This window comes from Methylobacterium sp. 285MFTsu5.1 (assembly GCF_000383455.1).
Lineage (GTDB): Bacteria > Pseudomonadota > Alphaproteobacteria > Rhizobiales > Beijerinckiaceae > Methylobacterium.
The window spans coordinates 1-26,389 of sequence record NZ_KB911293.1 but is presented as its reverse complement, the minus strand read 5'-3'; the positions used below and the strand labels follow the sequence as shown (position 1 = coordinate 26,389).

The window sequence follows — 26,389 nt, the reverse complement described above, 5'->3', positions numbered from 1 at the left end:
ATCGATTTCGCGGGCATGACATGCCGGCGCAACGCGCGATCGGCGCACGCGGTCGTGTGAGCGGCATCACGATCCACGCCTTCATGATGGCCATCATCCTGAAGGCGCTTTGCGCGCACGGCGCCATGCGCGGTTACAGCAGCGTGACCCTGTGGCGCCGATCTTTCAGAGCCGAGCCGAAAACAGAGCGACCGTCGTTGCGTCTTCAGCCCGCACCATTCTCCTGGACGGTGCTACAGTCAGTCTTGTGCCCTGGCTGAAGACTGGGGGTTCCGATGCGAGATCCTGGCCCGGCGCGTCGAACCGGGTGGAAACGCGTGCCACCGGATCTCGGCCGCGATGTCGTGGCGGGGCTCACGGCCGCGACCGTGGTGCTGCCGAAGGCGATGGCCTACGCCGCGGTGGCCGGACTGCCGGTGTCGGTGGGGCTCTACACCGCTTTCGTGCCGCCGCTCATCTACGGATTGCTGGGCACGTCGTGCGTCCTCAGCGTGAGTTCGACAACGACGCTGGCGATCCTGACCGGAGCCGAGCTCGGCAACGTGGTTCCGGACGGCAACCCGGCTCGACTTGCGGCCGCCGCGGCGACGTTGACGGCCCTGGTGGGCGCGCTGCTTCTGGCGGCCCGCCTCCTGAAGCTCGGCTTCATCGCAAGCTTCATCTCCGACCCGGTGCTCACGGGGTTCAAGACCGGCATCGGTCTCGTGATCCTGCTGGACCAAGCGCCCAAGCTCCTCGGGCTGCATCTCGCGAAGCAGTCGTTCCTCGCTGATCTGGCGAGCCTCGTCCGTCACCTTCCCGAGACTTCCCTTCCAACCTTGATCGTCGGATGCAGTACACGGGCCATTCTCGTCGGAATGGAATGGTTGAAGCCACATTCGCCGGCTCCGCTCGCGACGGCCGCCGCCGCGATCGCCGCCTCTTGGGTCCTGGACCTTGGCGGGCGCGGCGTCGCCACGGTCGGGCCGATCCCGCAGGGCCTGCCCGCTCTGACAATGCCCGATCTCGCGCTCGTCCAAGCGCTGCTGCCGGGCGCGATGGGCATCGCCTTGATGAGCTTCACGGAGAGCATCGCCGCCGCACGGGCCTTCGCGAGCCCCGGCGATCCGCCCGTCGATGCCAACCGCGAACTGGTCGCCACCGGAGCGGCGAACCTCGGCGGTGCCCTGCTGGGCGCCATGCCGGCCGGAGGCGGAACCTCGCAGACCGGCGTCGTTCACGCCGCCGGCGGCCGGACGCAGGCGACCTCGCTCGCGACCGCCGTCGCCGCACTCGCCACGATGCTGTTCCTCGCCGGACTCCTCGGCCTCCTGCCGCAGGCCACCCTTGCGGCAATCGTCATCGTGTTCTCAGCCAGCTTGATCCAGCCGGCGGAGTTTCGGGCCATCCATGCGGTCCGATCCATGGAGTTCCGCTGGGCAATCGCCGCGGCCATCGGCGTCCTCGTCTTCGGAACGCTCCAGGGCATTGTCGTGGCCATCGTCCTGTCGCTCCTGGGTCTGGCTCTCCAGACAGCCAAGCCTCGGATCTCGATCATCGTCCGCAAGCCCGGGACCGATGTCCTCCGGCCCCGGTCGCTCGACCATCCCGAGGATGAGACCTTCGATGGGCTTCTGATCCTCCGTCCAGAGGGCCGTCTGTACTTTGCGAACGCCCAGACCGTCGGGGACCGGATGCGAACGCTGATGGCGGAGCATCAGCCGCGTGTCGTCGCCCTCGATCTGAGCCGCGTGCCCGATATCGAGTATTCCGCGCTGCGAATGCTGCGGGAGGGCATGCGGCGCACCGCAGTGACCGTCTGGCTCGTCGGCTGCAACCCGGATGTGCTCCGGATGGTGCGGCGCGCGGGCCTGGACCGGGAGCTCGGTCCGGACCGCCTGTTCTTCAACGCGCGTACGGCCATCGCGCGCTACGGGGCGCTTCGGGCCGCCCCGGCACCGCCTGCGGAGCCCTGAACGGCGAAGCGGCGGGCGTCCCGCTATCTGCTCCTGCGCGACGGCTCGTCACGCCTCTCGGGTGACGGCTCCGGAGCCTCAGGATCGTCCCCGACGCGCACGTTGGCGGACCGATGGATCGGGGATCCCGGGAGATCGGGTCGCCCCCCCCGGGACAAGCAGAGATCGCGGAGCCGGAACGGCACTTCGCCCGCACCGCCCTGGCCGCCTTCAGTTCGGGCGGCAGACACCGGCATAGGCGTCCCAGTGGTGGTAGGGCCCGCATCCGCCGGACGTCGTTCCATAGTAGCCCGCGGCCGCTGCGGCACCGACGCCCGCGGCCGCTAGCCCGTAGCCGGGACGATACCGATAGCCGTAGGCGCCGTATCCAGGGCGACCGTAACGGCCATAGGCCCCGCGATATGCGTATCGACCGCCGTAACGGCCGACACCGCCGTGGTAGGCGTGGCGGCCATAGTGTCCACCGCGGAAGCCCGCTACCCCGCCGCCACGAAAACCGCCGCCGTGAAAACCGCCGCCACGAAAACCGCCCCCGTGAAAGCCGCCTCCGCGAAAGCCGCGCGCCTCGGCAGCGGCGCTGGCGAGAAGCAGGGTGACGGCGGCGGAGACGGTGATGATGAAGCGCTTCATGGGATCGGCTCCTCCTCGTTGATGGAGCGTCCAGCACAGCGTGGCCGCGTGCCGGAGCGGAGATTTACTGTTTCTGCCATCCAACCAGATCGATTCGAACTGTAGTCTCGGTTAGCGCGATACGCTTGATCGAAAGGGGCATCCGCGAGTATTACAGCACAGGTTGGCCGATTGCGTTGAGTCGAATATTGATCTAACGTCCGCCTCGCACGAAGTAAAATTTTGAATAGTTCGGTGTCGGAAAAATTAAAGATTTAGTATCTCAGTGTGAATGTGCGGAATAGAACCGAATGAATGTCGTTGCCTATCGATAGGACCACGTATTGCTGACCGTCTAGATCGAGTCGACGTCCTGCGGCGCGTATGCGCGGGACAAGCGGCTCCGGATTACGATGCGTCGCCGCCGAGGCTGTTCGCGCGATCGGGCGACCGATCCAGGTCAGGCAAGAGGGCAGGATGATGAGCATGCCCACCGGTCCGATACTCGGCCGCGGCGCTGCATCGACGGATCGCCGACGAGACCTCGGGCGCCGCTTGTCCCGAGAGGCGAAACGCATCGCCGCGATCTTCGCCTATCTGTGGGTCGTGTTCGCGGTGCTGGTGCTCCACGAGTCGCTGGTGCTGTCGCGGCACGGCCTGAGCTCGCAATTCTACGGCCTCGCCTTCGTCAATGCCTGGATTCTGGCCAAGGTGATGCTTGTGGCGGAGGGACTCGACGCCCGTCCGCACTTCGAGGGCCGGCCGTTGATCCTGCCGATCGCGCTGCGCTCCGCCGGTTTCGCCGTGCTGCTCGTCTGCGCCTACGCCGTGGAAGAGACCGTGATCAATCTTTGGAAGGGGCAAGGGCTCGTCGAAGCCGTGCCGGCGATCGGCGGCGGCGGCGTGCGCGGCTTCGCGGTCATGACGGTGATCATGGCCATCGCCCTCGGTCCCTACTTCACGTGGCGCGAACTTGGCCGCGTGCTCGGCCGCGACAGGCTGAAAGCGCTGATGTTCTCGGGTCGCGACGTGTCGCCCGGGGCCTGATCGGTCCGAGGAGGACGGCCGATTGTCCCGTCCGATCAAGCCCGGTGTCCGTAATCTGCAAGGATGCGAGAAGATTTGCCGAGCGAGGGACAGTCATGGTCCGCTGGTCTCGATTTCTATTCATCCTCGCCCTCCTGACCGAAGGACCGCATTCCGCCCTCGCGGAGACTGCCCCAGCTCCCGCTCCCTCCGCCGCCCTCCCGGTCGGCACCGTCGCCGCGCAGAAGCGCGCCATCGACAAGGCGCTCGACTTCGTCGGCCGCGTCGAGGCCGTGAGCCGCGTCGAGGTACGGGCGCGGATCACGGGGTACCTCGACGCGGTCTTGTTCAAGGAGGGCGAACTCGTGGGCGAGGGCGCACCCCTCTACCGGATCGAGCCCGACCTTTTCGAGGCCGCCGTTCGTCAGGCGGAGGGTGCGCTGGCGCGCACCCATGCGGCCGAGACGCTCGCAACGATCCAGCTCCAGCGTGCGCAAGATCTCCTCGACCGCAACTCCGGCACCGTGGTGGCGCGCGATCAGGCCCGCGCCGCCCTCGAACAATCGCAAGGCGCGGTGATGGGCGACGAGGCGAGCCTGAAAACGGCGCAGATCAACCTCGGTTACACGAAGATCCTCTCCCCGATCGCCGGTCGTATCGGACGGACCAGCGTCACGAAGGGCAACGTGGTCGGACCGGACAGCGGGGTGCTCACCGCCATCGTGAGCCAGGATCCCATGTACGTCTCCTTCCCGGTCAGCCAGCGCGAGTTCCTTCGGATCCAGCAGGGTGGTGCCCAGCCGGACCGGAGCAAGATCGCCGTCGGGATCCAATTCTCCGATGGCTCGGCCTACGACCAGACCGGCCGGGTCAACTTCGTGAACATCAGCGTCGACCGCACCACCGACACCGTGCTGGTGCGCGCCAGCATGCCGAACCCCGCGGGCGCCTTGCGGGACGGCCAGCTCGTCAAGGTCGCTCTGAAGACGGGAGCGCCGGTGGAGAAGGTGATGGTGCCCCAGGCCGCGCTCATCGCCGACCAGGGGGGCGTCTATGTCTTCATCGCCGAGGATGGGCGGGCCGTGATCCGGCGCGTCAAGCCGGGCTCCGGCGGCACCGGACCCGACGCCATCATCGACGAGGGCCTGTCGGGCGGCGAACTGGTCATCGTCGACGGCCTGCAGCAGGTGCGGCCCGGGATCGCGGTTCGCGCGACCCCGATCGCCCCGTCGGCAAGCGGGATCTGAGGCCATGCTGTCCGCGATCTTCGTCGACCGCCCGCGCCTGGCGGTGGTCATCGCGATCGTCACGTCGATCGCCGGCGCCCTGGCGCTGTTCACCATTCCGGTCGCGCAGTACCCCGATATCGTGCCGCCGCAGGTCTCGGTGACAACGACCTATCCCGGCGCCGCCGCCGAGGTGGTGGAATCCACGGTCGCCCAGCCCATCGAGTCACAGGTCGTGGGCGTCGACAAAATGATCTACATGAAGAGCGTCAGCGGCAACGACGGCAGCTACACGCTCACGGGGTCGTTCGAGCTCGGGACCGATCCGGACATCAACGCCGTCAACGTCAACAACCGGGTCCAGATCGCTCTGGCCAAGCTGCCTGAGGACGTTCGCAAGCAGGGCATCACGGTCAAGAAGAAATCCTCCGCCCTCCTCGGCGTGCTGGCAGTCTACTCCCCCAAGGGCGCCCAAGACCCGCTGTTCATCTCGAACTACGTCACCATCAATCTTCTCGACCGCATCAAGAGTACGCCCGGTGTCGGCGACGCGACCCTGTGGGGGCCGCAGGATTACGCGATGCGGGCGTGGGTCCGGACCGACCAGCTCACCGGGCTCAACCTCACCACCAGCGACGTGATCGACGCGATCCGGACGCAGAACGTGCAGGCGCCCGTGGGGCGGATCGGAGCCCGGCCGATCTCCGACGATCAGCAGCTTCAGCTCAGTATCCAGACCCAGGGGCGGCTCACCTCGCCCGAGCAGTTCAGAAACATCGTGCTGCGCACGAACACGGACGGTTCGCTGCTCCGCCTCGGCGACGTCGCCCGGATCGAACTGGGTGCGGCGAGCCTCGATCGCGAGACCCGGCTCAACGGCAGCCCGGCGACCGTCGTGGCGATCTACCAATCGCCGGGCGCCAACGCGATCGCGACCCTCAAGGAGGTCAAGGCCCGCGTCGCGGCGCTCGCCCCGTCCTTCCCGGAGGGACTGGAATGGAAGGTCACCTACGATCCCACGGCTTTCATCACCGAGACCGTCCACGAGGTCCAGAAGACCCTGATCGAGGCGTTCGTGCTCGTCGTCGTGGTGGTGTTCCTGTTCCTCGGCAGTCTTCGCGCGACGCTGATCCCGACGCTGGCCGTACCCGTCAGCCTGATCGGCACCTTCATCGCCCTGAAGGCGGTGGGATATTCGGCGAATTCGGTCTCGTTGCTCGCCATGGTGCTCGCCATCGGCATCGTGGTCGACGATGCCATCGTGGTCGTCGAGAACGTCGAACGGGTGATGGAGGAGCATCCCGAGCTCTCACCGCGGGAGGCCACCAAACGGGCGATGGCCGAAATCACGGCGCCGATCATCGCGATCACCCTGGTTCTGCTCTCGGTCTTCGTGCCGGTCGCCTTCGTGCCCGGCATCTCGGGGGAGCTGTTCCGCCAATTCGCCGTCGCGGTCGCGGTCGCGATGTTTCTCTCGGCCGTCAATGCGCTGACACTCTCGCCCGCGCTCTGCGGGGTGCTGCTGCGACCGCACCACGGCCCGCGCCGCGGGATCATGGGTTTCGTCATGCGGTCGATCGACCGGGTGCGCGACGGCTATGGCGCGGCGGTCGCCCGCATCGTCCGCCTGTCGATCGTAGGCGTCGTGCTGGCCCTGGCGGCGGCCTGGGGCACGGTCGAACTCGCCAAGATCACGCCCACGGGCTTCCTGCCGGAAGACGACCAGGGCGCGTTCTTCGTCGTCGTACAACTCCCCGAGGGCGCGTCCGTCGGCCGGACCTCGGAGGTCGCAGCGAAGGCCGAGGCGATCCTGCGCGAGGAGCCTGCCGTCGCGGACACGACCACGGTCGTGGGCCTCAACTTCATCGACAATTATTCGCAGGGCAACGCCGCCTTTCAAGTCGTGACGCTCAAGCCCTTCGAGGAACGAAAGGGCGCGGCTGACGGCGCGGCGGCGCTGATCGCACGGCTCGGCCAGCGCTTCCGCGAGATCCCCGGCGGCACGGTCGTCCCGCTCGCGCCGCCGCCGATCATCGGGCTCGGTACCGGGGGCGGCTTCGCCTATGTGCTGGAGGACCTGCGCGGCGGGGACCCGAAGGAGCTTGCGCAAGTGGTGCGCGGGCTTCTCGTGTCTGCGAACCAGGAACCGAAGCTCAATCGCGTCTTCAGCACCTTCTCGGCGACGAACCCGTCGGTCTTCCTCGACATCGACCGCAACAAGGTTCAGATCCTCGGGGTGTCGCTCGACGCGGTGTTCCAGGCGCTGCAGGCCTCGCTCGGCGGCTACTACATCAACGACATCAACTTGTTCGGACGCGCGTGGCAGGTCCAGGTTCAGGCCGAGGCGGTCGACCGCCAGAAGATCGACGACATCTACCGGATCAACGTGCGCAACAAGGACGGCGGTATGGTGCCGCTGCGCAGCCTCGCGGAGGTCCGCATCGTTGTCGGGCCGCCCGCACTGATCCGGTACAACAACCTCCGGGCCGTGACGGTACAGGGCGGCCCCGCGCCGGGCGTGTCCTCGGGCCAAGCGCTCGCCGCCCTGGAGGCGGTCGCCGCGCGCACGCTGCCGGCAGGCTTCGGTGGGGAATGGACCGACACCGCCTTCCAGGAGAAGCGGGCGGAGGGCAAGACCGCGATCATCCTCGCCTTCGCGGTGCTGTTCGCCTTCCTGTTCTTGGTCGGCTTGTACGAGAGCTGGACCATCCCGGTGCCCGTGCTGCTCTCCGTCACGATCGGCATCGTCGGCGCCTACGCGGCAATGGTTTGGTGCGATCTCACCCTCGATCTCTACGCGCAGATCGGCATGGTCGTGCTGATCGGCCTGGCGGCTAAGAACGGCATCCTCATCGTCGAGTTCGCCAAGGAGCAGCGGGAGAAGGGCATACCGCTGCGCGAGGCCGCGACCGAGGGGGCGCGGCTCCGCTTCCGCCCGGTGATGATGACCTCCTTCGCCTTCATCCTCGGGCTCCTCCCGCTCGTGATCGCCACAGGCGCCTCCCAGCTCGCCCGGCGCGATGTCGGAACGCCCGTGTTCGGGGGCATGATCGCCGCATCGTTCGTCGGCATCTTCGTGATCCCGCCGCTTTACGTCGTATTCCAGGGCCTGCGTGAGCGGGCGTGGCGCCTCCTGAGCGGAGGGACGAGCAAAAAGACCGACCCGGCCGCGCGGCCCGAGGCGCCCGCCGGCACGCCGGGGCATCTCCCGGCGGAATAGCGGAGGGTTGCCCCATGAACGGTACCGATCAGGCGTGCCTCGACAAAGAGCGCAGCGATGACGAGCCAACCGGCGAGCGCAGCCGGCTCAAGCGGAAGGCCTACGAGCGCGAGTTGCGGAAGCTCCAAGTGCAGCTCTGCCACCTTCAGGCCTGGGTGAAGGCGACCGGCGCGCGGATGATCGTGGTGTTCGAGGGGCGTGACGCGGCCGGCAAGGGCGGAACCATCAAGGCGATCACCGAGCGGGTCAGCCCGCGCGTCTTTCGCGTCGTCGCCCTGCCGGCGCCGTCCGATCGCGAGAAAAGCCAGCTTTTCCTCCAGCGCTACATCGCGCATTTCCCGGCTCCGGGCGAGATCGTGATCTTCGACCGCAGCTGGTACAATCGTGCCGGTGTCGAGACCGTCATGGGGTTCACCGGCGAGGCCGAGCAGCGCCGATTCCTGACCCTCTGTCCGCAGATCGAGCAGTTCATCGCCGGTAGCGGGATCCAGCTCATCAAGTTCTGGTTGGAGGTCGGTCGCCAGGAACAAAAGATCCGCTTCGAGGCCCGCATCAGCGACCCGCGCCGGCAGTGGAAGCTCAGTCCGATGGACCTGGAATCCTATCGGCGATGGTACGACTATTCCCGCGCTCGGGACGCAATGCTCGCGGCCACCGATTCCGACGCCTTACCGTGGTTCGTGGTTCGCTCCGACGACAAGCGCAGGGCGCGGCTGAACTGCATCGCGCACCTGCTGCATCTGATACCTTACCGCGAGCTCAAGCCCGAGCCGGTGGCACTGCCCAAGCGCTGCAAAAAGCACGCTTACGACGACACGCTGCGCGACCAGCGCTTCGTGCCGGAACTGTACTGATCGCCTGCGGCCGGAGCTAACGCCCGCGGTTTGCACGACGTAGCGATGCTACAAGATCGCGGTCGGACGCGATGAGTTCAGGCCGCCCGTCTGCAAGAGGATATCTGTAAAGGCTCGTTCAGGGCCGCGAAAGCACAGTCCTTGCTGCGCGCGGCAGCCGGATTTTAGCGTGAAAGATTTCTCATCGCAGCGTTGGGATCTTTTGCCAGCGGGCGCTCTAAATCAATCCTCATGGAGCAATGGTCAGATCCCCACGGCCAAATCCTCGACTCGCCCCAAAAAAGTTCAGAGGCGCCGCTGACCAGGTCTGAGCTTGTTCCAGTGTCCTGTTCGATCAAGCAAGCATTCGCAGCTCCGATTAACTGGCGTCGGAGGATAAGATCATGCCCCCATCCGCCACGTTGCGCAGCGGCTTCTGCTTGACGGAGGCAGCCTTGACCGAGCGCATCCATGCGACCCCGAAAGCGCCTTCGACGGGGTTTGTCCACATCGACGACGTCAGGGCGATCCAGGTCGTTCTCGCCGAACTCGGCGCCGAGTTCGGTAGCCTCGTCGTCGAAGCCGGCCTCGATCCGCAGATCGTCGATGGCCGCACGACGTTCGTCCCGTTCACCGCGATCGGCCGCCTCATCGCTTTGGCGGCCGATCGCACGCATTGCCCCCATCTCGGGCTCCTTGTCGGGGAGCGCGTCACACTGGCCTCGCAGTGGCTGCTCGGCTCGTTGCTGTGCAACTGCGATACGGTCGGGGACGCTCTGCGGGCCCTTGAGGCTCATCTGTGCGTACAGGACCGGGGCGGCGTGGTCGGGCTGGGCGTTTTCGACGAGGTCGCCGCACTCAGCTACACCCCGTATGAACCCGAGATTGTGGGAGCCGCCCTGCATTCCGAGCGGGCCCTGGCCAAATTGACCAACGTTCTGCGGGCGCTCTGCGGGGCCAGATGGGCGCCGCTGGAGGTGCTGCTGCCGCGCTCCGCGCCGGACGACATCACACCCTACGGCACGTTCTTCCGCGCGCCCGTCCGGTTCGACCAGGAAATGACCGCCCTGGTGTTTCCGGCATCGCTCCTGCAGCAGCCGATTGCCGGCGCGGATCCGGCCGTTCGCCGACGGCTGGAGGAGCAGATCCGCCGGATCGAGGTCGCCCAGCCCTCCAAATTGACCGACGAGCTCCGCTACTATCTCCGTGCCACGGTCATCAAGCAGCGATGCAAAGCGGAGCGGATAGCGCGCCTTCGGCTGGTGAACCGCCGCACCCTAAGCCGTCGCCTGAGGGCCGAGGGCACAAGCTTCCGGCAACTCACCAACGAGGCTCAGTTCGCGGTGGCCAAGCAGCTCCTGGCTGACACGAACATGACCCTGACGCAGATCTCGGGCGCACTGAACTTCTCCGAGCCTGCCGCCTTCACGCATGCCTTCCGGCGCTGGTCGGGCATCGCGCCGAGCGTCTGGCGGAAGGAAAGACGGCCGGCGACGCGCTGCCACGTCGATGAGGAAAAGCCGCCCCTGGATGAGAGGAGGGACGACGGATGCAACACCCCGCGCCCGTCTTGGCCTGCGCCCTCGCCCTGCTCGCCAGCGCGGCGCGCGCGCAGGAGGCCCGCTCGCTGATCGCGATCCAAGCGGATTCAAACATGCAGATGGCCGCGGCGTCGCTGATTCCGACCCTTCGAGGACGGTGGCTCCATGCCGATCAGAAACTCGTCGTGGGGCGCGTGCGGGATGTCCGGGTCTCCCAGGACGGCCATACGCTGATTGCCGTCGTCTCCCGCCGCCGATGGCTCGGTGGCGGGGAAATCGGCATTCCGGTCCCACGGCTGCATCAGCGCGACAACGACCTGACCGTCAGCGGCACACGCGACGAAATCCGGCACGTTCCCGTGATCGGGCCATGAGACGCGCGCCGCTCAGCCGAGCGCGATGCGTGTTCGAGATCGCAACCCCAACGCACGTCGATTGCGGCGGCGCCGGAAAAACTGACTGCACGACCTTTGTAACGGCATGACGGGAGTCGACGCGATGTCCATCGCCAGCATCATGGTTTCCCTCGACCTCGGCGCGACGGTCGCTGCCCGCGTCCACGTTTCGGCCGGCCTCGCAAAGCGCTTCGAGGCGACGCTGACCGGCGTCGCTGCGCGCAAGATCCCGAATCCTGGTCCTGGCCACGACCTGGCCGAGATCCAGTCCGCCTACGACGAGGAGCAAGCCAAACTCGCGCAGGACTTGAGGCGTTGCCGGGATGTCTTCGAACAGAATGCCGGCCCGGAGGTCCAGACCGACTGGTTGCAGGCGGAGGCCAACCCCGTAGACTTTCTGGTGCGGCAGGCGCTGGCTGCCGACATCGTCGTCGTCGGGCGCGAGCGTGATGACGACATCGGCGCGATGAGCGCCTTGCCCGGCGCGGTCTTGATGGATGTCGGGCGTCCGGTTCTGATTACGCCGCTCGGCTCACCGGATCTCCAAGCCGAACGGATCGTCGTCGCTTGGAAGGATGCCCCCGAGGCGCGCCGCGCGGTTTCGGCTGCGCTGCCCTTCCTGCGCCGAGCAAAGCACGTCTCCGTCGTCAGCGCGGGCGAGGAAGCCCGGTCCGCCGGGGCCGATCGCGTTGCGGAGTTTCTGACCCGACACGGCGCACAGGTCAGCCAGCATCTGCTGGATGCGACCGCCCGAGACGTCTCGGATGAAATCTTGCGCTTCGTGGACCAGGCGGATGCGGATCTCGTGGTCATGGGCGGCTATGGCCGGTCGCGATTGCGGGAATGGTTGTTCGGCGGCGTGACGCGCGATTTCTTGAGACGTTCGCCGGTCTGCTGCCTGATGAGTCATTGATGATCGGCGCTCCGGGTCGACGCCGCCGGTGATCGCCCGACGCCAAACGCGGCGGGCCTATCGCGGCGCCCGCGACTGCCAGGCGCGCCGGAGGCGCGCGCCGCGCTGCAGTCGTCCCCGCAGATGGGGGCCGATCAGCCTCTCGAACGCGTATGCCACCTGCCTGTACTCCTCTTCGCACGTCGCGGCCCGCTCGGTCGGCAAATAGCCCTTTGCAACGATGCCGGCGTAGCGACGGGGATCGGAGCCGTATGCGAGGCAGGCGAGGCTGTAGAATCTCTGCCACGACAAGCCGTGCACGTTGGCGAAGCTGCTTTTGTCGACCGCTTCCCGGCCCCCGAGCGTCACGAAGAAGTGCCCGCTCCCGCCGACGAGATCCCGGGCCTGCGCAGGGGCGAGGTGGAGCAGAAGCAGGGCGGCGAGTTGATCGGCCGCGTCCTCCTCGCGTCCGAAGATCGGGACATGCAACAGGTGGAACAAGGCATGTCCGGTCTCGTGCAAAAGGATCTGGGCGACCGGCCCACGGATCGCCTGCTCCCGGGTGACGCCGGCCGCAGAGGCCTCGTGCGGCGCGAGAGCGATGATGCCCGCGACCAGCTCGTAGCACATCGTCAGGGTGTGGCTTTCGGGATCGTACCAGGCGTTCACCTCTCCGCCGCAACCTTTCGCCCGGATGATGAGGTGACGGGGGAGCCGAATGAGGCCAACGACCGCGCCGAGCCGCTCCAGCACGCGCTGCCGCCGCAAGGTCCGATAGATCGCGCCATGCACGGGGTCGCTCGGCTTCACGTAGGCCACGACGACGCGCCCGCGGCCGGGCACCATCGGCCGGGCGGCGACGGGCGCGGCCGAGAGGACCAGGGCGGCCGTCAGCAAGACCCGGCGTATCGCCCCGCGAAGGACGCGCCTGACCCCGGCGCCTTCCCGGCCCGGACCTTCGAGCCCGGAAACCGGCATCGCCTGACGGCCCTGTGCCATGGCCATAGACTGCATCCAGAGGACGACGAAACCGTGAGCGGAGACGTCACGTCGATTTACGGCCTCGAGATCGCAGACCGACCTGCGGCGTGAGGCCGGCGTTTTGATCCCGCCGGACCCCGCGCGATGTTTAACCGGCAGTCTAAATTATATTCGGTTTTGCGATACAATAAATCTCGAAATGAACCGCCGAAAAAACTGGGCAGCAAGGTACATTTTTGTCCCAAGCGATCAAGCGGATCGTGCGCGCCCCGATGTAGCTTCGGATGGTCACAGATTCAGTCGAGCGTTCGCGCCGCAACGCCGTCGCGTGGCTGTCAGTGCGCGTGTGTCGACAATCATCAGCGCGTCGGAACTCGCTGAAGTACGTGCGAGTGATCACATAGGGAAGCATCCCATGGCCGATTGGCTCGTCAAGACCTTTCAAACTTATCCCGAGCTGGCGATCTTCCTGTCGCTGGCGATCGGGTTTGCGATCGGTCCCCGGAAAGTCGCGGGTTTCAGCCTCGGAAACGTCACCGCGACCCTGCTCGCCGCGGTCGCCATCGGTCAGCTCGGGATCGCCATTTCCCCCAACGTCAAATCGACCTTCTTCGTCCTGTTCATCTTCGCGGTCGGGTACGGGGTCGGTCCGCTCTTCGTGAGCGGCCTGACCAAGGAGGGGCCGCGGCAGATCGGCTTCTCACTGGTCATCCTCGCCCTTTGCCTGCTCTCACCTGTCCTCTGCGCGAAACTCGCGGGCCTCGATCTCGGCTACGCGGCGGGGTTGTACGCCGGCTCGCAGACCATCTCGGCCTCCATCGGCGTCGCATCCGACCAGATCGCGCGGCTCGACATGCCGCCCGACCAAGCCAAGACCTACCTCGATCAGATACCGATCGGTTACGCGGTCACCTACATCTTCGGCACGATCGGGTCGGCCATCATCCTGGCGCAGCTCGGGCCGAAGCTGATTGGCGTCGATCTCGAGAAGGCCTGCAAAGACTACGAGCAGACGATGGGCGGCCCAGTGAGCGAGGGCGGGCTCATCTCGGCGATCCGGCACATCGAATTGCGGGCGTACCGGGTCCCCGACGACGAGAGCATCGTGGGTCGGCCGGTGCGGGATATCTGGCCGGGGATGCGCGTCTTCGTCGAACGCGTGCGGCGCGGCGATCAGATCATCGAGGCTGATGGCGAGACGATGCTGCGGCCGGATGACGTCGTGGCCGTCTCCGGTCGTCGCGAGCGCCTCGTCGATACCCTCAATCCCATGCTCGAGGAGGTCCAGGACCGGGAACTCCTCAACGTTCCGGCCGAAGTCGTCGACGTGCTCGTCACGAACCGAGCCGTCGCCGGCGAGACCCTCGAAGAGCTTGCCACGCACGATTGGACGCGCGGCGTCTATCTGCGCAAGATCATGCGGAACATGGTCGAACTTCCGGTGATGCCCCGGACGGAGATCCTGCGCGGCGACATCCTGACGCTTGCAGGAGGCCAAAGGCACGTCGAGGCGGCGATCGGGCAACTCGGCTACCCGGACCGGTCGGTCGAGACGACCGATATCGCCTTCCTGGCCGCCGGCATCGTCCTCGGGGGCCTGGTCGGCGCCCTGAGCTACACGATCGGCGGCATCCCGATCAGCCTGTCGACCTCCGGCGGCGCGCTGTTGGCCGGCCTGGTTCTCGGTTGGCTGCGGACGATCCGCCCGATCTTCGGCCGTATCCCGGGACCGGCGCTCTGGCTGCTGAACACGCTGGGCCTCAACGTCTTCATCGCCGTCGTCGGAATCAGTGCCGGCCCGGGTTTCGTGGCGGGCGTCCAGGCTGTGGGCCTGAGCCTTCTTCTCTGGGGCGCACTGGCGACCGCCATCCCGATGGTCCTGTCGGTCTACATCGGTCGGTACATCTTCAAGTTCCACCCGGCGATCCTGTTCGGCGCCTGCGCGGGCGTGCGGACCACCACCGCGGCCCTCGGCATGGTCCAGGAAGCCGCCAAGAGCAAGATCCCGGCTCTTGGCTACGGCATGCCCTACGCCATCGGCAACACCGTACTCACCATCTACGGAATGGTGATCGTACTCATCTTCTCTTGAGATTTCCCCGAAGCTCCGGAGTATCACCATGGCAGGATCGTTCGATCTACAGGACTTCGAGTCGCTCAGCCCTTTCGAGATCAAGGATGAGCTGATCAAGCTGGCCAAGGACACCTCCCGCCGAACACAATCGGCCTTCCTCAATGCCGGGCGGGGCAACCCGAACTGGGTCGCCACGACGCCGCGCGATGCCTTCTTCCTGCTCGGCCAATTCGCGATGACCGAGAGCCGGCGCGTGATGAGCCACCCGGCCGGGCTCGGTGGCATGCCACAGGCGGCCGGAAGCGCCGAACGGCTCGCAGCCTGGCTGAAACAGCATGCCGATCTGCCCGGCGCCGACTTCCTGACCGCGCTGGTTCCCTACGCGACGAAGACGTTCGATTTCGCGCCGGACGCCTTCGTGCATGAACTCGTCGACTCGATCGTCGGCGACAACTACCCCGTTCCGGACCGGATGCTCGTTCACAACGAGCGGATCGTCCACGAATACCTGATGTGGGCGATGTGCGGGTCGCACAAGCCACCCGGCCGGTTCGATCTCTACGCAGTCGAGGGCGGAACGGCGGCGATGTGCTACCTGTTCAAGTCGCTCAAGGCGAACCGGCTCCTGATGCCCGGCGACACGATCGCCCTCGGCACGCCAATCTTCACGCCGTACCTCGAAATGACGCATCTCGAGGATTACGCCCTCGACGTCGTTCACATCAAGGCGCCGCAGGAGAACAAGTTTCAGTACACAGACGCCGAAATCGACAAGCTGCTCGATCCCAAGATCAAGGCCTTCTTCGTGGTCAATCCCGGAAATCCGACCGGGATGGCCCTGAGCCCGGAGACCATCGGCAAGATCACCCGATTGGTCAGCGACAAGCGCCCCGATTTGATGGTCCTCACCGATGACGTCTACGGTACATTCGTGCACGATTTTCGGTCGCTCATGGCGGAGCTGCCACACAATACCATCGGCGTCTACTCGTTCTCGAAGTATTTCGGCTGCACCGGCTGGCGGCTCGGCGCGATCGCGATCCACGAGGACAATATCTTCGACACGGCGATCACGAAGCTGCCGCCCGAGGTGACCGCGGATCTCGACAGGCGCTACGGGCCGTTGACGCTGGAGCCGCGCAAACTCAGGTTCATCGACCGCATCGTGGCCGACAGTCGCGACATCGCGCTCAACCACACCGCCGGCCTGTCCCTGCCGCAGCAGGTGATGATGAGCCTGTTCTCGCTCGCCGAGCTGATGGACGAGACCAAGGTCTATCAGGACGCCTGCATGGAGATCGTCAACCGGCGCGCCTGGTCGATGATCGAGGGGCTCGGCCTCCAGCTCACGCCCAACCCGAATTACGATGCCTATTACGGGCTGATCGATTTCGAGTTCTGGGCCCGCAAGAACATCGGCGAGGAGGCCGTGGCCTACCTGAAGCGCAACGTCCATCCGCTCGACCTCGCCTTCCGGCTGGCCGAGGTCCACGGCATCGTGCTGCTCAACGGCGGCGGATTCGAAGCACCCGATTGGTCCCTGCGGGTGTCGCTCGCCAACCTGCCCGACGAGGCCTACGCCGATATCGGACGCGGCGTGCGGGCCGTCGCGCGCGGATACCGGGATGCCTACGAGGCCGCCATGCGCGCCACCAAGGCTAACGTGCAGGCGGCCGAGCCGGTCCCGGCCGAGTGACCGGCTCGATCCTCCGGGGACCGGGGCCGCGCCGGTCCCGGGCCTGTCGATCGCATCTCAAGGCCGCACCGGGATGGTCGAGGCGCTGACGATGGCTCTTGTGGACGGGGCGAAGGCCGCGATCGGGTTTCCGACCGCCCGGGACCGCCCGTTCCCCGGCAGCCGCCGCGCGCGGCGCGTGCTCGCGGCGGCGCTGCTATGCCTGGGGGCACAGGGTGCCGCGGCGCGGACGATCTACGTCACGCCGTCGGGGTCCGGGCCGGGATACGGTGCGGACGGCCGGATGGTCACCCCCCAGACGCAGGCCTTCTCGACCGAGGCGATGCGGGGCCTGAATCCGGGCGACGTCGTCCAACTTCTCGCCGACAATCCGGATCCGGCCGTTGCAGCATTCTACCGCGAGCGGATCGTGTTGTCCGGGCTGGGGCAGCGGGACGCGCCGCCGGTCGTGATCAGGGGGCTGGGGCAGCGCACGCGACTGGTCGGACGCACGGTCGAGGCGATCCGCGGCTGCCCGATGCCCGAGGACGACGTCGAGCAGGCCTGCGGTGGCCTCGCGGCGGCCCTTGCGGCCTCCCCGGCTCCGAATGATCTACTCGGGGCTCTGACCACCCCAGCCGCGACCGGCGCGGGCGCGCGCAGCCGCCGCTCGCGGCTTGCCATACCGATTGGTCGTGCCGGGCGGCTGGCAGAGGCCGCCTGCCTCGACATCGAGCGGGCCGACGGCATCACGATCGAGGATCTGACGTTCGACGGGTGCTGGCTCGCGGCGGTCCGGACGATCGGCAGCCGCCGGGTCACGCTGCGTCGCTCGCTCGTGATCGGGAGCAGCTACGGTCTCGCTTCACGCGGCAGCCGGGAGCGCCCGACCGACACGCTCATGGTCGAAGACGTCACGTGGGTGCAGGACGCGAGCGGCTACGACGTGGCGACCCTGACCCTCCACGGGCCGTTCCGCTGCATCGACGGCCGCGTCAGCCCGCTGGGCTGCCCCGGCCTGCTCTGGCGGAGCATTCCGTGGGGCGTGGGCCACCACGGCGCCTACGACCATTTCAACGGCGCGCTCCTGGGCGGAACCGACGTCAGGGGACCGATCGTCTTTCGCCGCAATACCGTCCTTTCGGCCTACAATGGCGTTCGGCTGAAGGCAGCCGCCTGCGACGATCGTAAGGCCGCGGAGCTCTCACCGAAGACCTGCCCGTTCAATTCGGACATTGGCATCTACGACAACCTGTTCGCGTATGTCCGCGACAACCCCGTGGAACTGGAGACCTGGGCGACGGACGTTCGGATCTACCGGAATCGGATCGTCAACGCCCATGCGTGGTTCTCGTTCGACGACATGGGAGGCGGCCCGATCTACATCTACGGCAATCGCGGCTGGTTCGACGATGTCCCCGCGATCGACCTGCCTGATCGGTCATCGTTGCCGTCGCCCTGCACACGCCACGCCGTCGAGAAGCCGGCGGCCGGCGGGGCTTTCGATCCGAAGCTGGATCGCCGCTACGACTTCGCGCGCGCCCGCTGGCTGCCCGTAGGGGTCGAGAGCATCGGCCCGGACGGTCATGTCTCCTGGATGGATCCTCTTGACCAGACCTGTGAGACGAGCCTCCAGGGCCGGGTCGTCAAGCTCGCGCTACCGCCGCAGGATCAGGAGCCTGGGACCTACCGCTACGCGGAGCGCGGCGCGATCTACCTGTTCAACAACAGCTGGTACCTGCGCTCGCCCGTGACGGGGATCGGCGCGGCTGCCAATCTCAGGCACTGGAACAACGCCATGCTGTTCTGCGAGGACGGCGTGCCCGGTTACAATACAGAGCTGTGCCGGCCGAGGCCCGCGACGTTCAATTCGAGCACCTGCGGGCGCGGTGTGGTCGGCGGAAACGGTCTCGCCCGCTATCTCGGCGAGGCCGGAACGCTGCCGTTCTTCGATTGCTTCCGGTGGCTACCCGTCGACCAGTACGGACACGATCTCCCTACGCTCGCGAGCGTATTTGATTACGACATCAGCAGTAATGGTTTTCCGGCCGAGCTCAAGCGTGAGCGCGGGATCGAGCCCCACGGACGTGCCGGCAATCCAGGCTTCACCGCACCCGAACGCGGCGACTTTCGGCTCATCCCCGGAGCGCTGGCGGCCGTGTCGGGATGCGTGGTGACGGAGGTCTCAGATCAAGAGCTCGTCTGCGCGGAGACGACCGGGGGGCAAGCATTCGCTGGCGCATTCGGCCCTGACGGCCGCCTCTACGAGGGGCCCGCTTCAGCGCGATCTCGAAGCCCGGACTAGGGCCTGCCGCACTGTGCAAAAACGTGGTCTTTGCCGCCAACGCGAGCGCTCTCCGCCGAAGTGGACACCGGTTCGGCGCAAGAGAGCACGCGCGTCGCTGTCACACGTCGCTGCTGCGTGACTGGGACCCGGATGGCCTGCATGAACGGATCTACCATCCAGATCTTGGGTGCCTCATCGCGAGCAGCGCCGGTAGCTGACCCTCGTCGTATCTCCAGCGTTGTAATAGCGCCTGATCACCCCGTTTGCTGGCGCCATCAGGACCGTCACCGCGTTACCAGACACGGCGTTCGTACAATCGAGGAGAAGACTCTGGCGGTTCCCGGCCGGCCGAACCGATTTGATCCGGCATGCCGCCATCGGCGTTCTTAGCTGCTTGCCGGACACTATGAAAGCAGGTGCAAAGATGTCGACCGGCTTTTTGTACGCCTGCGCCTTTCCGTCCGAGGCATAGACATCCTCGCAGGCACGTCCCTCCAGCACCCAGGCGCCCTGATAGTCGGTCAGTCCGCCCTCAGCCGCCCGCGCGCTCGGTACGCCGACCAATATTGTGAGGCCGAGACCGAGCACAGTGGCCCTTAAGATACCCGCTGTCTCCACCACGATCTCCTCCCCGGGAGAGCCGGCATCCATGGCTACCTCGTACCGAACATCTCGTATGACTTGCCCCCGGACACGAAAACAATACTTTCTCTATCAGAAAATATACATTTTAATAGTAAAAATGCGATACATGCATTTTAATTTTTCATCTTTTATCGTGCAGCGTGTCGTGATCTGTGCTCCTCAAAAGCATCGATATGCGTCCTCTAGAAAAGAGCCTCGACAATGCGGGCGCTTTTACCTTTTTAGGGTCGTCGACACAGCGTTCATGGTGATGAATGTCCAATTTTCGACATCTGAATCCCGACGCGCGATACTGGCAGCATCCGGCGCGCGGCGATCGACGACGATATCGTTATGATGGCCGAGACCCGCATCCCATGCGTTCATGGACGTGGCGCGTTCGTCGGGCTCGCCATCATGCGACCGAGCGCGGACGGGACTGGCCGCCGCAAGGCATACCTCGAGGGTGTCGAAATCGAAGTCGCTCAGCCGCTTTTCGATGTCGCATTCAATAAGGAAGGGACCGAAAGGCGGCGAACGCGCTGTTAGCATAGGATGCCCAGCATAACATTTAGAAATATGATATTCAATTTCGTAGATCTGTCGATCTGCTATGTTCGCATGCGCGTAATGTGTCATGAAGTATGAATTTCGGGCCGCTTGTACTCAAACAGCGGCGTCCAGGATTTTGAAGCGGGTTAATCTTGCCGCACGTGTAATGAATTGAGAGTTGGGAGGCCAGCAAGGCGCTGACCCGGCCGCACTTTTTTTGATTGTACCCCGGATCCGTCCGGTAATAGAACTTGCCAATTGTCTCCGCAGGACCCGCGGCCAAAGCCGCTGTCGAGCCTGAGGATGCCGCAACGATCAACGACAGCAGAATTCTATATTTCATGCCGCAACGCGTTGTGATCGGCCGACGTCGCTTGTCTGAGCTCCAAAAGATCGCATTCGGTCCTGTGCGGCGCATCGATCGGGCGTCAATACAGCGCCGCCGACGGCGGCATCGCGGATTGCGGAAAGCTGGCTCGCGATGATCTGTTCGGCGTGTCCGGTGCTTTCCCGGCATTCAGGCGCCGAACTGTGTCGAGCGGCTGGTTCTCGCGCCGCCACCCGCTCGGGGTCATGCCCGCCCAGCGCCGGAAGGCATGTGTGAAGGCGGCCGGCTCGGAGAAGTTCAGGACCTCCGAAATTTGCGTCATGCTCATGCTGGTATCGACGAGGAGTTGCTTGGCAACTTGGAACAACGCTTCGTTGGCAAGCTGCTTGAAGGTCGTGCCCTCGGCCCGCAGATGTCGGTTCAGCGTGCGGCGGTTCACCAGCCGCATGCGCGCCACGCGCTCCGCCTTGCAACGCTGCTGACTCACCTGGGTCCGGAGGTAGCGACGAAGCTCATCCGTCACATCCGATGCGTATTCGGCCTCGAGGCGGCGAATACGCTCCTCCGCAATCCTGCGGGCAGACGGGTCAGCACCGGCAATGGGCTGCTCAAGGCATTGGGCCGGGAAGACTAAGGCGGCCATTTCCTGATCGAACCGGACGGGTGCCTGAAAAAAGCGGTCATAGGGCGTCGCGTCGCGCGGCTTGGATTGCGGCAGCAGAACCTCCTGCAGCGCCCAATCAGCCCCGCACAACGCGCGAAGGACGTTGGTCATCGTGGCGAGCGCGCGCTCCGAGTAAACGGCTGCACACCCGGCTTCCGGTCCGTAGGGGGCATGGCTGAGGACGGCGACGTCGCCGTCGATGCCAAGCCCGATCACTGCGCCCCAGTTCTGCCTGCCCGCATGCGCGACGAGCGCCCGCAAGGCCGCGCCGACGCTGTCCGAGTGGCGCATCAACACGCTGAAAGGCCCCAATGACCCCAGGGTGGCACGCTGGCCGACGAGGAGCCCGAGGTGTGGACAGTTCGTCCGCTCCGCTCCCAAGGTGATCAGGTGGCCAAGGTCGGCATAAGGCACGAACTTGTCGCTGTCGAAGTGCCGGGGATCAAATCCAAGCTCGGCAAGGACTTCGCCCGGATCGGCACCGAGTTCGGCAAGGGCGGCGATGATCGCCGGTCCGACCCCGGGGCGGCTCAAGGCAACGGGAAGCGGCTTTCCGCGCGCGCCAGAACTGCCGGTCGCCGCTGACTGGACCGAATGCCCAGAGAAATCTGCTGCGAGAGACGAGGGCATGATGACCCCTGTTTCGACGCCGAACCGGCGCAAGCAAGGCATTTAACATGGGTTTTGCCAGAGCGGCTTGATCGAATGGGACGAACCTCAGGGCACTCGATTGGAACGTGCCGTGCTGCGGCGAAGCGGCGAACATCGGTAGCCAGGGAAGAAACAGGTTGCCGCAGACTCTTTACCGAACGCCGGTTCCCCACCGCCCTCGAATATGCTCGACAGCGGCGCAGATGCCGACCTCCGTTTAAGCGATGCCGTTCATCCGACACGTGCCGAATGTCCGCTGAATTGGTACCCGAGCGTCGAAGCTGCCGTTCTGCTTACGGCCAGCCTCGGTAATCGGGCGGGCCCGCATGAGTGTCTCGGATGGGTGGATTTCTGCCTGTCCGCTTGCGAGCGGTTTAGCGATGAAGCAGACATCGCCGTCGCGCCTGATCTGAGATCTGCAGCAGTTGCAGCTTTAGGATGTCGCTTCAGCGCACCGTACCCGGCTCGTGGATCGGGCAGCGGTTGAACCGCTCGCGGAACTCGGCCGAATGCCGATAGGGGGCGTTGCGGGCTCGGTTGATGTTGCCGAGAGGTCGGTGCGCTGCGAGGCCGGTCCACACGCTGAACCGCATCTCCTCGTCCACCGCCTGGACCCGTGCAGGATCCCAACTGTCCTGCGGCTGAACTCGAACAATCCCGACCCGCTGGAACGGTGCCTCGTCCTCCTTCCACTCCACCGTTGGGTCCTCGATCGGCTGGTGTTCGAGATCGCGACAGAGCTGCACGCGGAATTCCCACTCGCCGGCGATGCCCATCATCTCAGACTGCACGGTCTCGCGGATGGCGTTTGCGCGGCCGGAGGCATCGATCTCAGTGCCGGTCAGGGCGGTCAGAGCCGGCGCGACGGGGGCCAGCGAGAACTTGGCGATGTATTCGCCGTACCGGAACGGGGTCAGGCTGTAGTAGGTCTCGCCGAGCGGATCGACATTGGGCGCACCGCCCAGAGAGCCGATGGTGGGGCTGTCGATGCCTACCGCATGCAGAGCCTTATTGACGCCGCGCAGGACCGTGGAGGCGGCGACCTTCAGCCCCTCGGCGCGGTCCGTAGTGCCGGCCAGCAGCTTGAGGCTGCCCAGAAACTTCTCGGCGCTCGGTGCCTGGAACACCTTGCCGTTGACCATGATGAAGTTCTGGGTCGTCCCCTCCGCATCCGGCAGGCGCTCGCCCTCGACGTCCAACACCTTGAGTGCGAGGCCACGGGGCAGGGAGACCGCATCGGGAAGGATGTCGCCGGCATTGGTCGACAACCGCATGTAGACCTTGTGCTGGCCGGGAGTGGCGAAAAGGCCTTGGGCCAGCTCGGGGGGCAGGCCCACATCGATCGTCAGAGCCCCTTCAAGGATGCCATGCGACTTCGCGTGGACCGAGCGTACAGCATGGCCCGAATGCTCCGCGACCCGGTTCAGGATCTTATCGAAGGTCTGGTTGAGCTGCTCGATGGTCTGCCCTTCGTCTGGCAGCACCGCCTCGACGTCGGGGGTGTATCGCACCGGTGATCGCAAGGTCTGTCTCCCGCTGGCCGCCAGGACAGAACACCCGCTCGCCCGGCGACGTTCCAGGTTGTGCGGCATTCAATCGCCCATGAACGAGGTGTGGAACGGCAGGGGGCCGGCGCGGCTTGTCGGAGGTGCGGTCTTTCTCTCCGCGCAGGCGCGGCCGCGATCCGGCGGCCTTCCGACCCCGCGTCCCGATCACAGCCTTCGTGAAATCACCCCGTAGGCGGACGACACGTCGAGGATACGCCGATGACATTCCTTCGCTACGCCCCCGATATCGAGACGCCCGCCCCGGACGAGCAGAAGTCCATCGACGGTATCATCCAGGGGATGACTCAGCAGTCGCAGGTCGTGGAGAAGCGCGAGCACCGCGCGGTACGCGCGAGTCACGCGAAGAGCTCGGCCTGCGTCGTCGGGGAGTTGGTCGTTCCGGAGAACCTACCCCCGGAACTCGCGCAGGGCCTGTTCGCTAGGCCGGGTACGTACAAGGTGGCCGTGCGCTTCGCGCAAGGGCCCGGGGAAATCCTGGGCGACCGGGTGTCGACCCACCGCGGCATGTCGATCAAGATCTTCGGAGTGCCGGGCGAGAAGCTGTCTGGGCACGACGTCGAGACCCAGGACTTCGTACTCGCCACCGGCACGACCTTCCCGTCGGGCACCGCGGCGGGCTTCCTGCGCGACGGCACGGTCATCGGGAAATCGACCGGCATGCCGGAGGGTGTGAAGAGCGCCGTCGCGGCCACAGCCCGCAACCTCAACCGAGTGCTGCACGCGTTTGGCACCGAGAGCGCCATGGCCGATTTCCTCGGTCATCCCTACAGCCACCCGCTCGCCGACAGCTACTTCAGTCAGGCCCCGATGCGGTTCGGCGATCACGTCGCTAAGCTCGGGGCGGTGCCGGCTTCGCCCGCCCAACGTAACCTCGCCGAATGGGAGCTTGACCCGCACGGCGACGAGGACGGTTTCCGCCACGCGGCCGCGGCCTTCTTCCGCGACAACACGGCGGTCTACGATCTGAAGGCGCAGCTCTGGGCCGATGCCGAACGGCAACCCATCGAGGATGCCTCGGTCGACTGGCCGGTCGCAATCAGCCCGTACCGCACGGTGGCGACGCTCCGCCTGCCCCGGCAGGATGCCTACTCGCCCGAGCGGGTCCGCTACTTCGACGAGGTGATGACCTTCCGCCCCGCGCACAGCCTGGCGGCGCACCAGCCGCTGGGTTCGGTGATGCGGGCGCGTCTTCAGGTCTACCGGGCGCTGAGCGACTTCCGCCATCGGGAGAACGGCGTGACCGCCGAGAACACCGCCTCGCCCGAGAGCATCCCGGCTTGAGCCAACTCATTCCCACATCACGCAGAGAGGAACGACCAATGTCGCTTCAGGGCAAGACCATCGCCATCCTGATCGCCCCCCGGGGAACGGAGGAGCCGGAGTTCACAAAGCCCCGCGACGCGCTGCTGGCGGCCGGCGCGACGGTAACCGTGGTCGGGCTTGAGGCGGGCGAGGCCGAGACGGTCAACAACGACCTCGACCCGGCTGGGAAGTATCCGGTCGACAAGGTCATCGACGGCGTGTCCGCCTCAGACTTCGACGGTCTCATCATCCCCGGCGGCAGCGTGGGGGCCGACAAGCTCCGGGGCAGCGAGGCCGTGGTCGGCTTCGTCCGGGACTTCTTCCAGCAGGCCAAGCCGGTCGGCGTCATCTGCCACGGGCCCTGGACGCTGGTGGAGGCCGACGTCGTGAAGGGGCGCAAGCTGACGTCGTTCCCGACCGTGAAGACCGACATCCGCAACGCGGGCGGGGAATGGGTCGACGCGGAGGTGGTAGTCGACAAGGGCCTCGTCACCAGCCGCAACCCGAAGGACCTGCCGGCGTTCTGCGCCAAGATCGTCGAAGAGTTTGCGGAAGGGCGTCATCCGGACCAGGCCCGCAGCGCCTGAAGCCGTCTCACGTCGGCTTCGGCATAGGCGAGCCCCGGCGCTCGAAGCCGGTCGACCTAACATCGCTTTTCCAGACCAGCAGCCGTCCGGTGCTGATGCACGCACCGGACGGCTGCTTTATGGAGCTCTGCTTCCTTACAGCAGTGACTGGGTTGGGTCGCCAGCGGAACGTCCGTATATGCCCGCTCTCCGAAGCTTCGGTTCGGGTTTTTTCTCGCCTCGTCGGCAAGGGCCGGCGAGGAGATCGACGATGGGACACTCAGCACACGATCCGGTCACGAAAGGGCGGCGGGCCTGGAACGCTGGCCGCAAGCTCGGCGCCAAGCGCGCCCTTAAGCCTCAGCAGGTTTGGGCCATCCGATTCTGGTTAGACCACGAGTTGCGCACGCGCGACCGCGCGATGTTCGACCTTGCCATCGACAGCAAGCTGCGCGGTTGCGACATCGTAAAGCTCAAAATTGGCGACCTCGTCAGCGGTGGTCGCGTCCGCAGTCGGGCCATCGTCATCCAGCGCAAGACCGGTCGACCAGTGCAGTTCGAGCTGCTCGAACCTGCCCGTACCAGCATCCTCGCATGGCTCGAAGCCAGGGGTGGAGCGCTCGACGACTATGCCTTTCCGAGCCGGCTGGACGGCGTCATGCACATCAGCACCCGGCAGTATGCGCGCCTTGTCGATGAGTGGGCACGGGCATCGGGTTGCGCAGCGAGGACTACGGAACCCATTCTCTGCGTCGTACCAAGGCGTCGTTGATCTACAAGCGGACCGGCAACTTACGTGCCGTCCAGATTCTGCTCGGCCATACCAAGATCGAGAGCACGGTCAGGTATCTCGGTGTGGACGTCGAGGATGCCCTGACCCTGGCCGAAAGTACTGAGATTTGAGCGCTTGGCCCCTCGGCTTCGGGGTTGAGGGGCTTTCAAACCAGCCCAGCAGCAAAGCGCCCAACCCGGTCATTCGGCCCACTCCGGCGCCTTCTCCGAAGCGGACGCTCCAGTAGCTGAGCGCATGAGACAACGGACCGGGAGCACTTGCCACGCTCATCGAGAAGCTCCAGGCCGAGAACGCTTGTCAAACGGCATTGGAACGGGACCCCGGATCGGCTTCCAATCGGGACCCCATCGTGAGCGTGGCGTGACGCCCCTGGTCAGCCCGGCGGAGCGGGTCGGGGTAGCGCAGCCGGGCTGAGCAGGGATCCTGGAGGCGCGGGGTACGAGCCGACCTCAGGCGCGGTTCTTGAAGCGCCAGCTCTCGTTGCCGGTCTCGACGATCTCGCAGTGATGTGTGAGCCGGTCGAGCAACGCCGTGGTCATCTTGGCGTCGCCGGCAAACACGCTCGGCCACTCACCGAAGGCGAGGTTGGTGGAGACCACGATCGAGGTGGTCTCGTAGAGACGGCTG

20 protein-coding genes and 1 pseudogene are annotated in these 26,389 nt (G+C 65.8%); 14 read left to right on the top strand and 7 right to left on the bottom strand.

Annotation, left to right across the window (positions count from 1 at the left end):
* Positions 1 to 317: 317 nt before the first annotated feature.
* A complete protein-coding gene (locus H288_RS0125680) occupies positions 318 to 1,955 on the top strand; it encodes a SulP family inorganic anion transporter (RefSeq protein ID WP_020095443.1) in 1,638 nt (545 codons plus the stop codon).
* A 210-nt stretch (positions 1,956 to 2,165) separates the two neighbouring features.
* On the opposite strand, the gene H288_RS34245 is transcribed toward H288_RS0125680, so the two are convergent.
* Positions 2,166 to 2,585: a hypothetical protein gene (locus H288_RS34245; RefSeq protein WP_081636539.1), complete on the bottom strand. Its 420-nt coding sequence runs from the start codon at positions 2,583 to 2,585 to the stop codon at positions 2,166 to 2,168.
* A 363-nt stretch (positions 2,586 to 2,948) separates the two neighbouring features.
* Here H288_RS34245 and H288_RS0125675 point away from each other — a divergent pair, with 363 nt between their 5' ends.
* The 7 genes from H288_RS0125675 (at position 2,949) to H288_RS0125645 (ending at position 11,718) form a co-directional block, all read left to right on the top strand.
* Entirely contained in the window at positions 2,949 to 3,611 is a 663-nt protein-coding gene (locus H288_RS0125675; RefSeq protein WP_245274572.1) for a hypothetical protein, read from the top strand.
* 95 nt (positions 3,612 to 3,706) lie between these two features.
* On the top strand, positions 3,707 to 4,837 hold the full coding sequence (locus H288_RS0125670; RefSeq protein WP_020095441.1) for an efflux RND transporter periplasmic adaptor subunit: 1,131 nt from the start codon (positions 3,707 to 3,709) through the stop codon (positions 4,835 to 4,837).
* A gap of 4 nt (positions 4,838 to 4,841) precedes the next feature.
* Positions 4,842 to 8,036: a multidrug efflux RND transporter permease subunit gene (locus H288_RS0125665; RefSeq protein ID WP_020095440.1), complete on the top strand. Its 3,195-nt coding sequence runs from the start codon at positions 4,842 to 4,844 to the stop codon at positions 8,034 to 8,036.
* Positions 8,037 to 8,050: 14 nt separating this feature from the next.
* Positions 8,051 to 8,890, top strand: coding sequence for a polyphosphate kinase 2 (gene ppk2 / locus H288_RS0125660; RefSeq protein WP_020095439.1), 840 nt, complete (start codon positions 8,051 to 8,053; stop codon positions 8,888 to 8,890).
* A 488-nt stretch (positions 8,891 to 9,378) separates the two neighbouring features.
* Positions 9,379 to 10,500: an AraC family transcriptional regulator gene (locus H288_RS32825; protein ID WP_245274573.1), complete on the top strand. Its 1,122-nt coding sequence runs from the start codon at positions 9,379 to 9,381 to the stop codon at positions 10,498 to 10,500.
* A 23-nt stretch (positions 10,501 to 10,523) separates the two neighbouring features.
* The gene (locus H288_RS0125650) at positions 10,524 to 10,784 is read left to right on the top strand and encodes a PRC-barrel domain containing protein (RefSeq protein WP_245274571.1); all 261 of its coding nucleotides are present in this window, start codon (positions 10,524 to 10,526) and stop codon (positions 10,782 to 10,784) included.
* Positions 10,785 to 10,908: 124 nt separating this feature from the next.
* Positions 10,909 to 11,718, top strand: coding sequence for a universal stress protein (locus H288_RS0125645; RefSeq protein ID WP_026605292.1), 810 nt, complete (start codon positions 10,909 to 10,911; stop codon positions 11,716 to 11,718).
* 57 nt (positions 11,719 to 11,775) lie between these two features.
* Here the strand turns inward: H288_RS0125645 and H288_RS0125640 are convergent, their stop codons facing one another.
* Entirely contained in the window at positions 11,776 to 12,702 is a 927-nt protein-coding gene (locus H288_RS0125640) for a DUF4344 domain-containing metallopeptidase (protein WP_020095435.1), read from the bottom strand.
* Between the two features lie 304 nt (positions 12,703 to 13,006).
* On the opposite strand from H288_RS0125640, the gene aspT reads away from it, so the two are divergent.
* From aspT to H288_RS0125625, 3 genes are all read left to right on the top strand, one after another.
* Positions 13,007 to 14,770: an aspartate-alanine antiporter gene (gene aspT / locus H288_RS0125635; protein WP_348529274.1), complete on the top strand. Its 1,764-nt coding sequence runs from the start codon at positions 13,007 to 13,009 to the stop codon at positions 14,768 to 14,770.
* A 28-nt stretch (positions 14,771 to 14,798) separates the two neighbouring features.
* Positions 14,799 to 16,448, top strand: coding sequence for a bifunctional aspartate transaminase/aspartate 4-decarboxylase (locus tag H288_RS0125630; RefSeq protein ID WP_020095433.1), 1,650 nt, complete (start codon positions 14,799 to 14,801; stop codon positions 16,446 to 16,448).
* Positions 16,449 to 16,521: 73 nt separating this feature from the next.
* Positions 16,522 to 18,732, top strand: a complete 2,211-nt coding sequence (locus H288_RS0125625; protein WP_020095432.1) for a hypothetical protein — start codon at positions 16,522 to 16,524, stop codon at positions 18,730 to 18,732.
* A 174-nt stretch (positions 18,733 to 18,906) separates the two neighbouring features.
* On the opposite strand, the gene H288_RS34240 is transcribed toward H288_RS0125625, so the two are convergent.
* The 4 genes from H288_RS34240 to H288_RS0125615 form a co-directional block, all read right to left on the bottom strand.
* Positions 18,907 to 19,365: a hypothetical protein gene (locus tag H288_RS34240; protein ID WP_081636538.1), complete on the bottom strand. Its 459-nt coding sequence runs from the start codon at positions 19,363 to 19,365 to the stop codon at positions 18,907 to 18,909.
* Between the two features lie 207 nt (positions 19,366 to 19,572).
* Positions 19,573 to 19,977, bottom strand: a complete 405-nt coding sequence (locus H288_RS35255; RefSeq protein WP_158684235.1) for a hypothetical protein — start codon at positions 19,975 to 19,977, stop codon at positions 19,573 to 19,575.
* A gap of 341 nt (positions 19,978 to 20,318) precedes the next feature.
* Positions 20,319 to 21,512, bottom strand: a complete 1,194-nt coding sequence (locus H288_RS32820) for an AraC family transcriptional regulator (protein WP_081636544.1) — start codon at positions 21,510 to 21,512, stop codon at positions 20,319 to 20,321.
* A gap of 467 nt (positions 21,513 to 21,979) precedes the next feature.
* Positions 21,980 to 23,056 carry a catalase family protein gene (locus tag H288_RS0125615; protein ID WP_042669293.1) on the bottom strand — a complete coding sequence of 359 codons (1,077 nt, stop codon included), beginning with the start codon at positions 23,054 to 23,056 and terminating at the stop codon, positions 21,980 to 21,982.
* 243 nt (positions 23,057 to 23,299) lie between these two features.
* On the opposite strand from H288_RS0125615, the gene H288_RS0125610 reads away from it, so the two are divergent.
* The 3 genes and pseudogenes from H288_RS0125610 (at position 23,300) to H288_RS32815 (ending at position 25,872) form a co-directional block, all read left to right on the top strand.
* On the top strand, positions 23,300 to 24,382 hold the full coding sequence (locus H288_RS0125610) for a catalase family protein (protein ID WP_020095429.1): 1,083 nt from the start codon (positions 23,300 to 23,302) through the stop codon (positions 24,380 to 24,382).
* A gap of 38 nt (positions 24,383 to 24,420) precedes the next feature.
* Positions 24,421 to 24,990: a type 1 glutamine amidotransferase domain-containing protein gene (locus tag H288_RS0125605; RefSeq protein WP_012329817.1), complete on the top strand. Its 570-nt coding sequence runs from the start codon at positions 24,421 to 24,423 to the stop codon at positions 24,988 to 24,990.
* 250 nt (positions 24,991 to 25,240) lie between these two features.
* Positions 25,241 to 25,872 (top strand): annotated as a pseudogene (locus H288_RS32815) (tyrosine-type recombinase/integrase).
* 339 nt (positions 25,873 to 26,211) lie between these two features.
* Here the strand turns inward: H288_RS32815 and H288_RS34230 are convergent.
* The coding region (locus H288_RS34230; RefSeq protein ID WP_020095426.1) for an ATP-binding protein at positions 26,212 to 26,389 on the bottom strand (178 nt) is incomplete at its 5' end.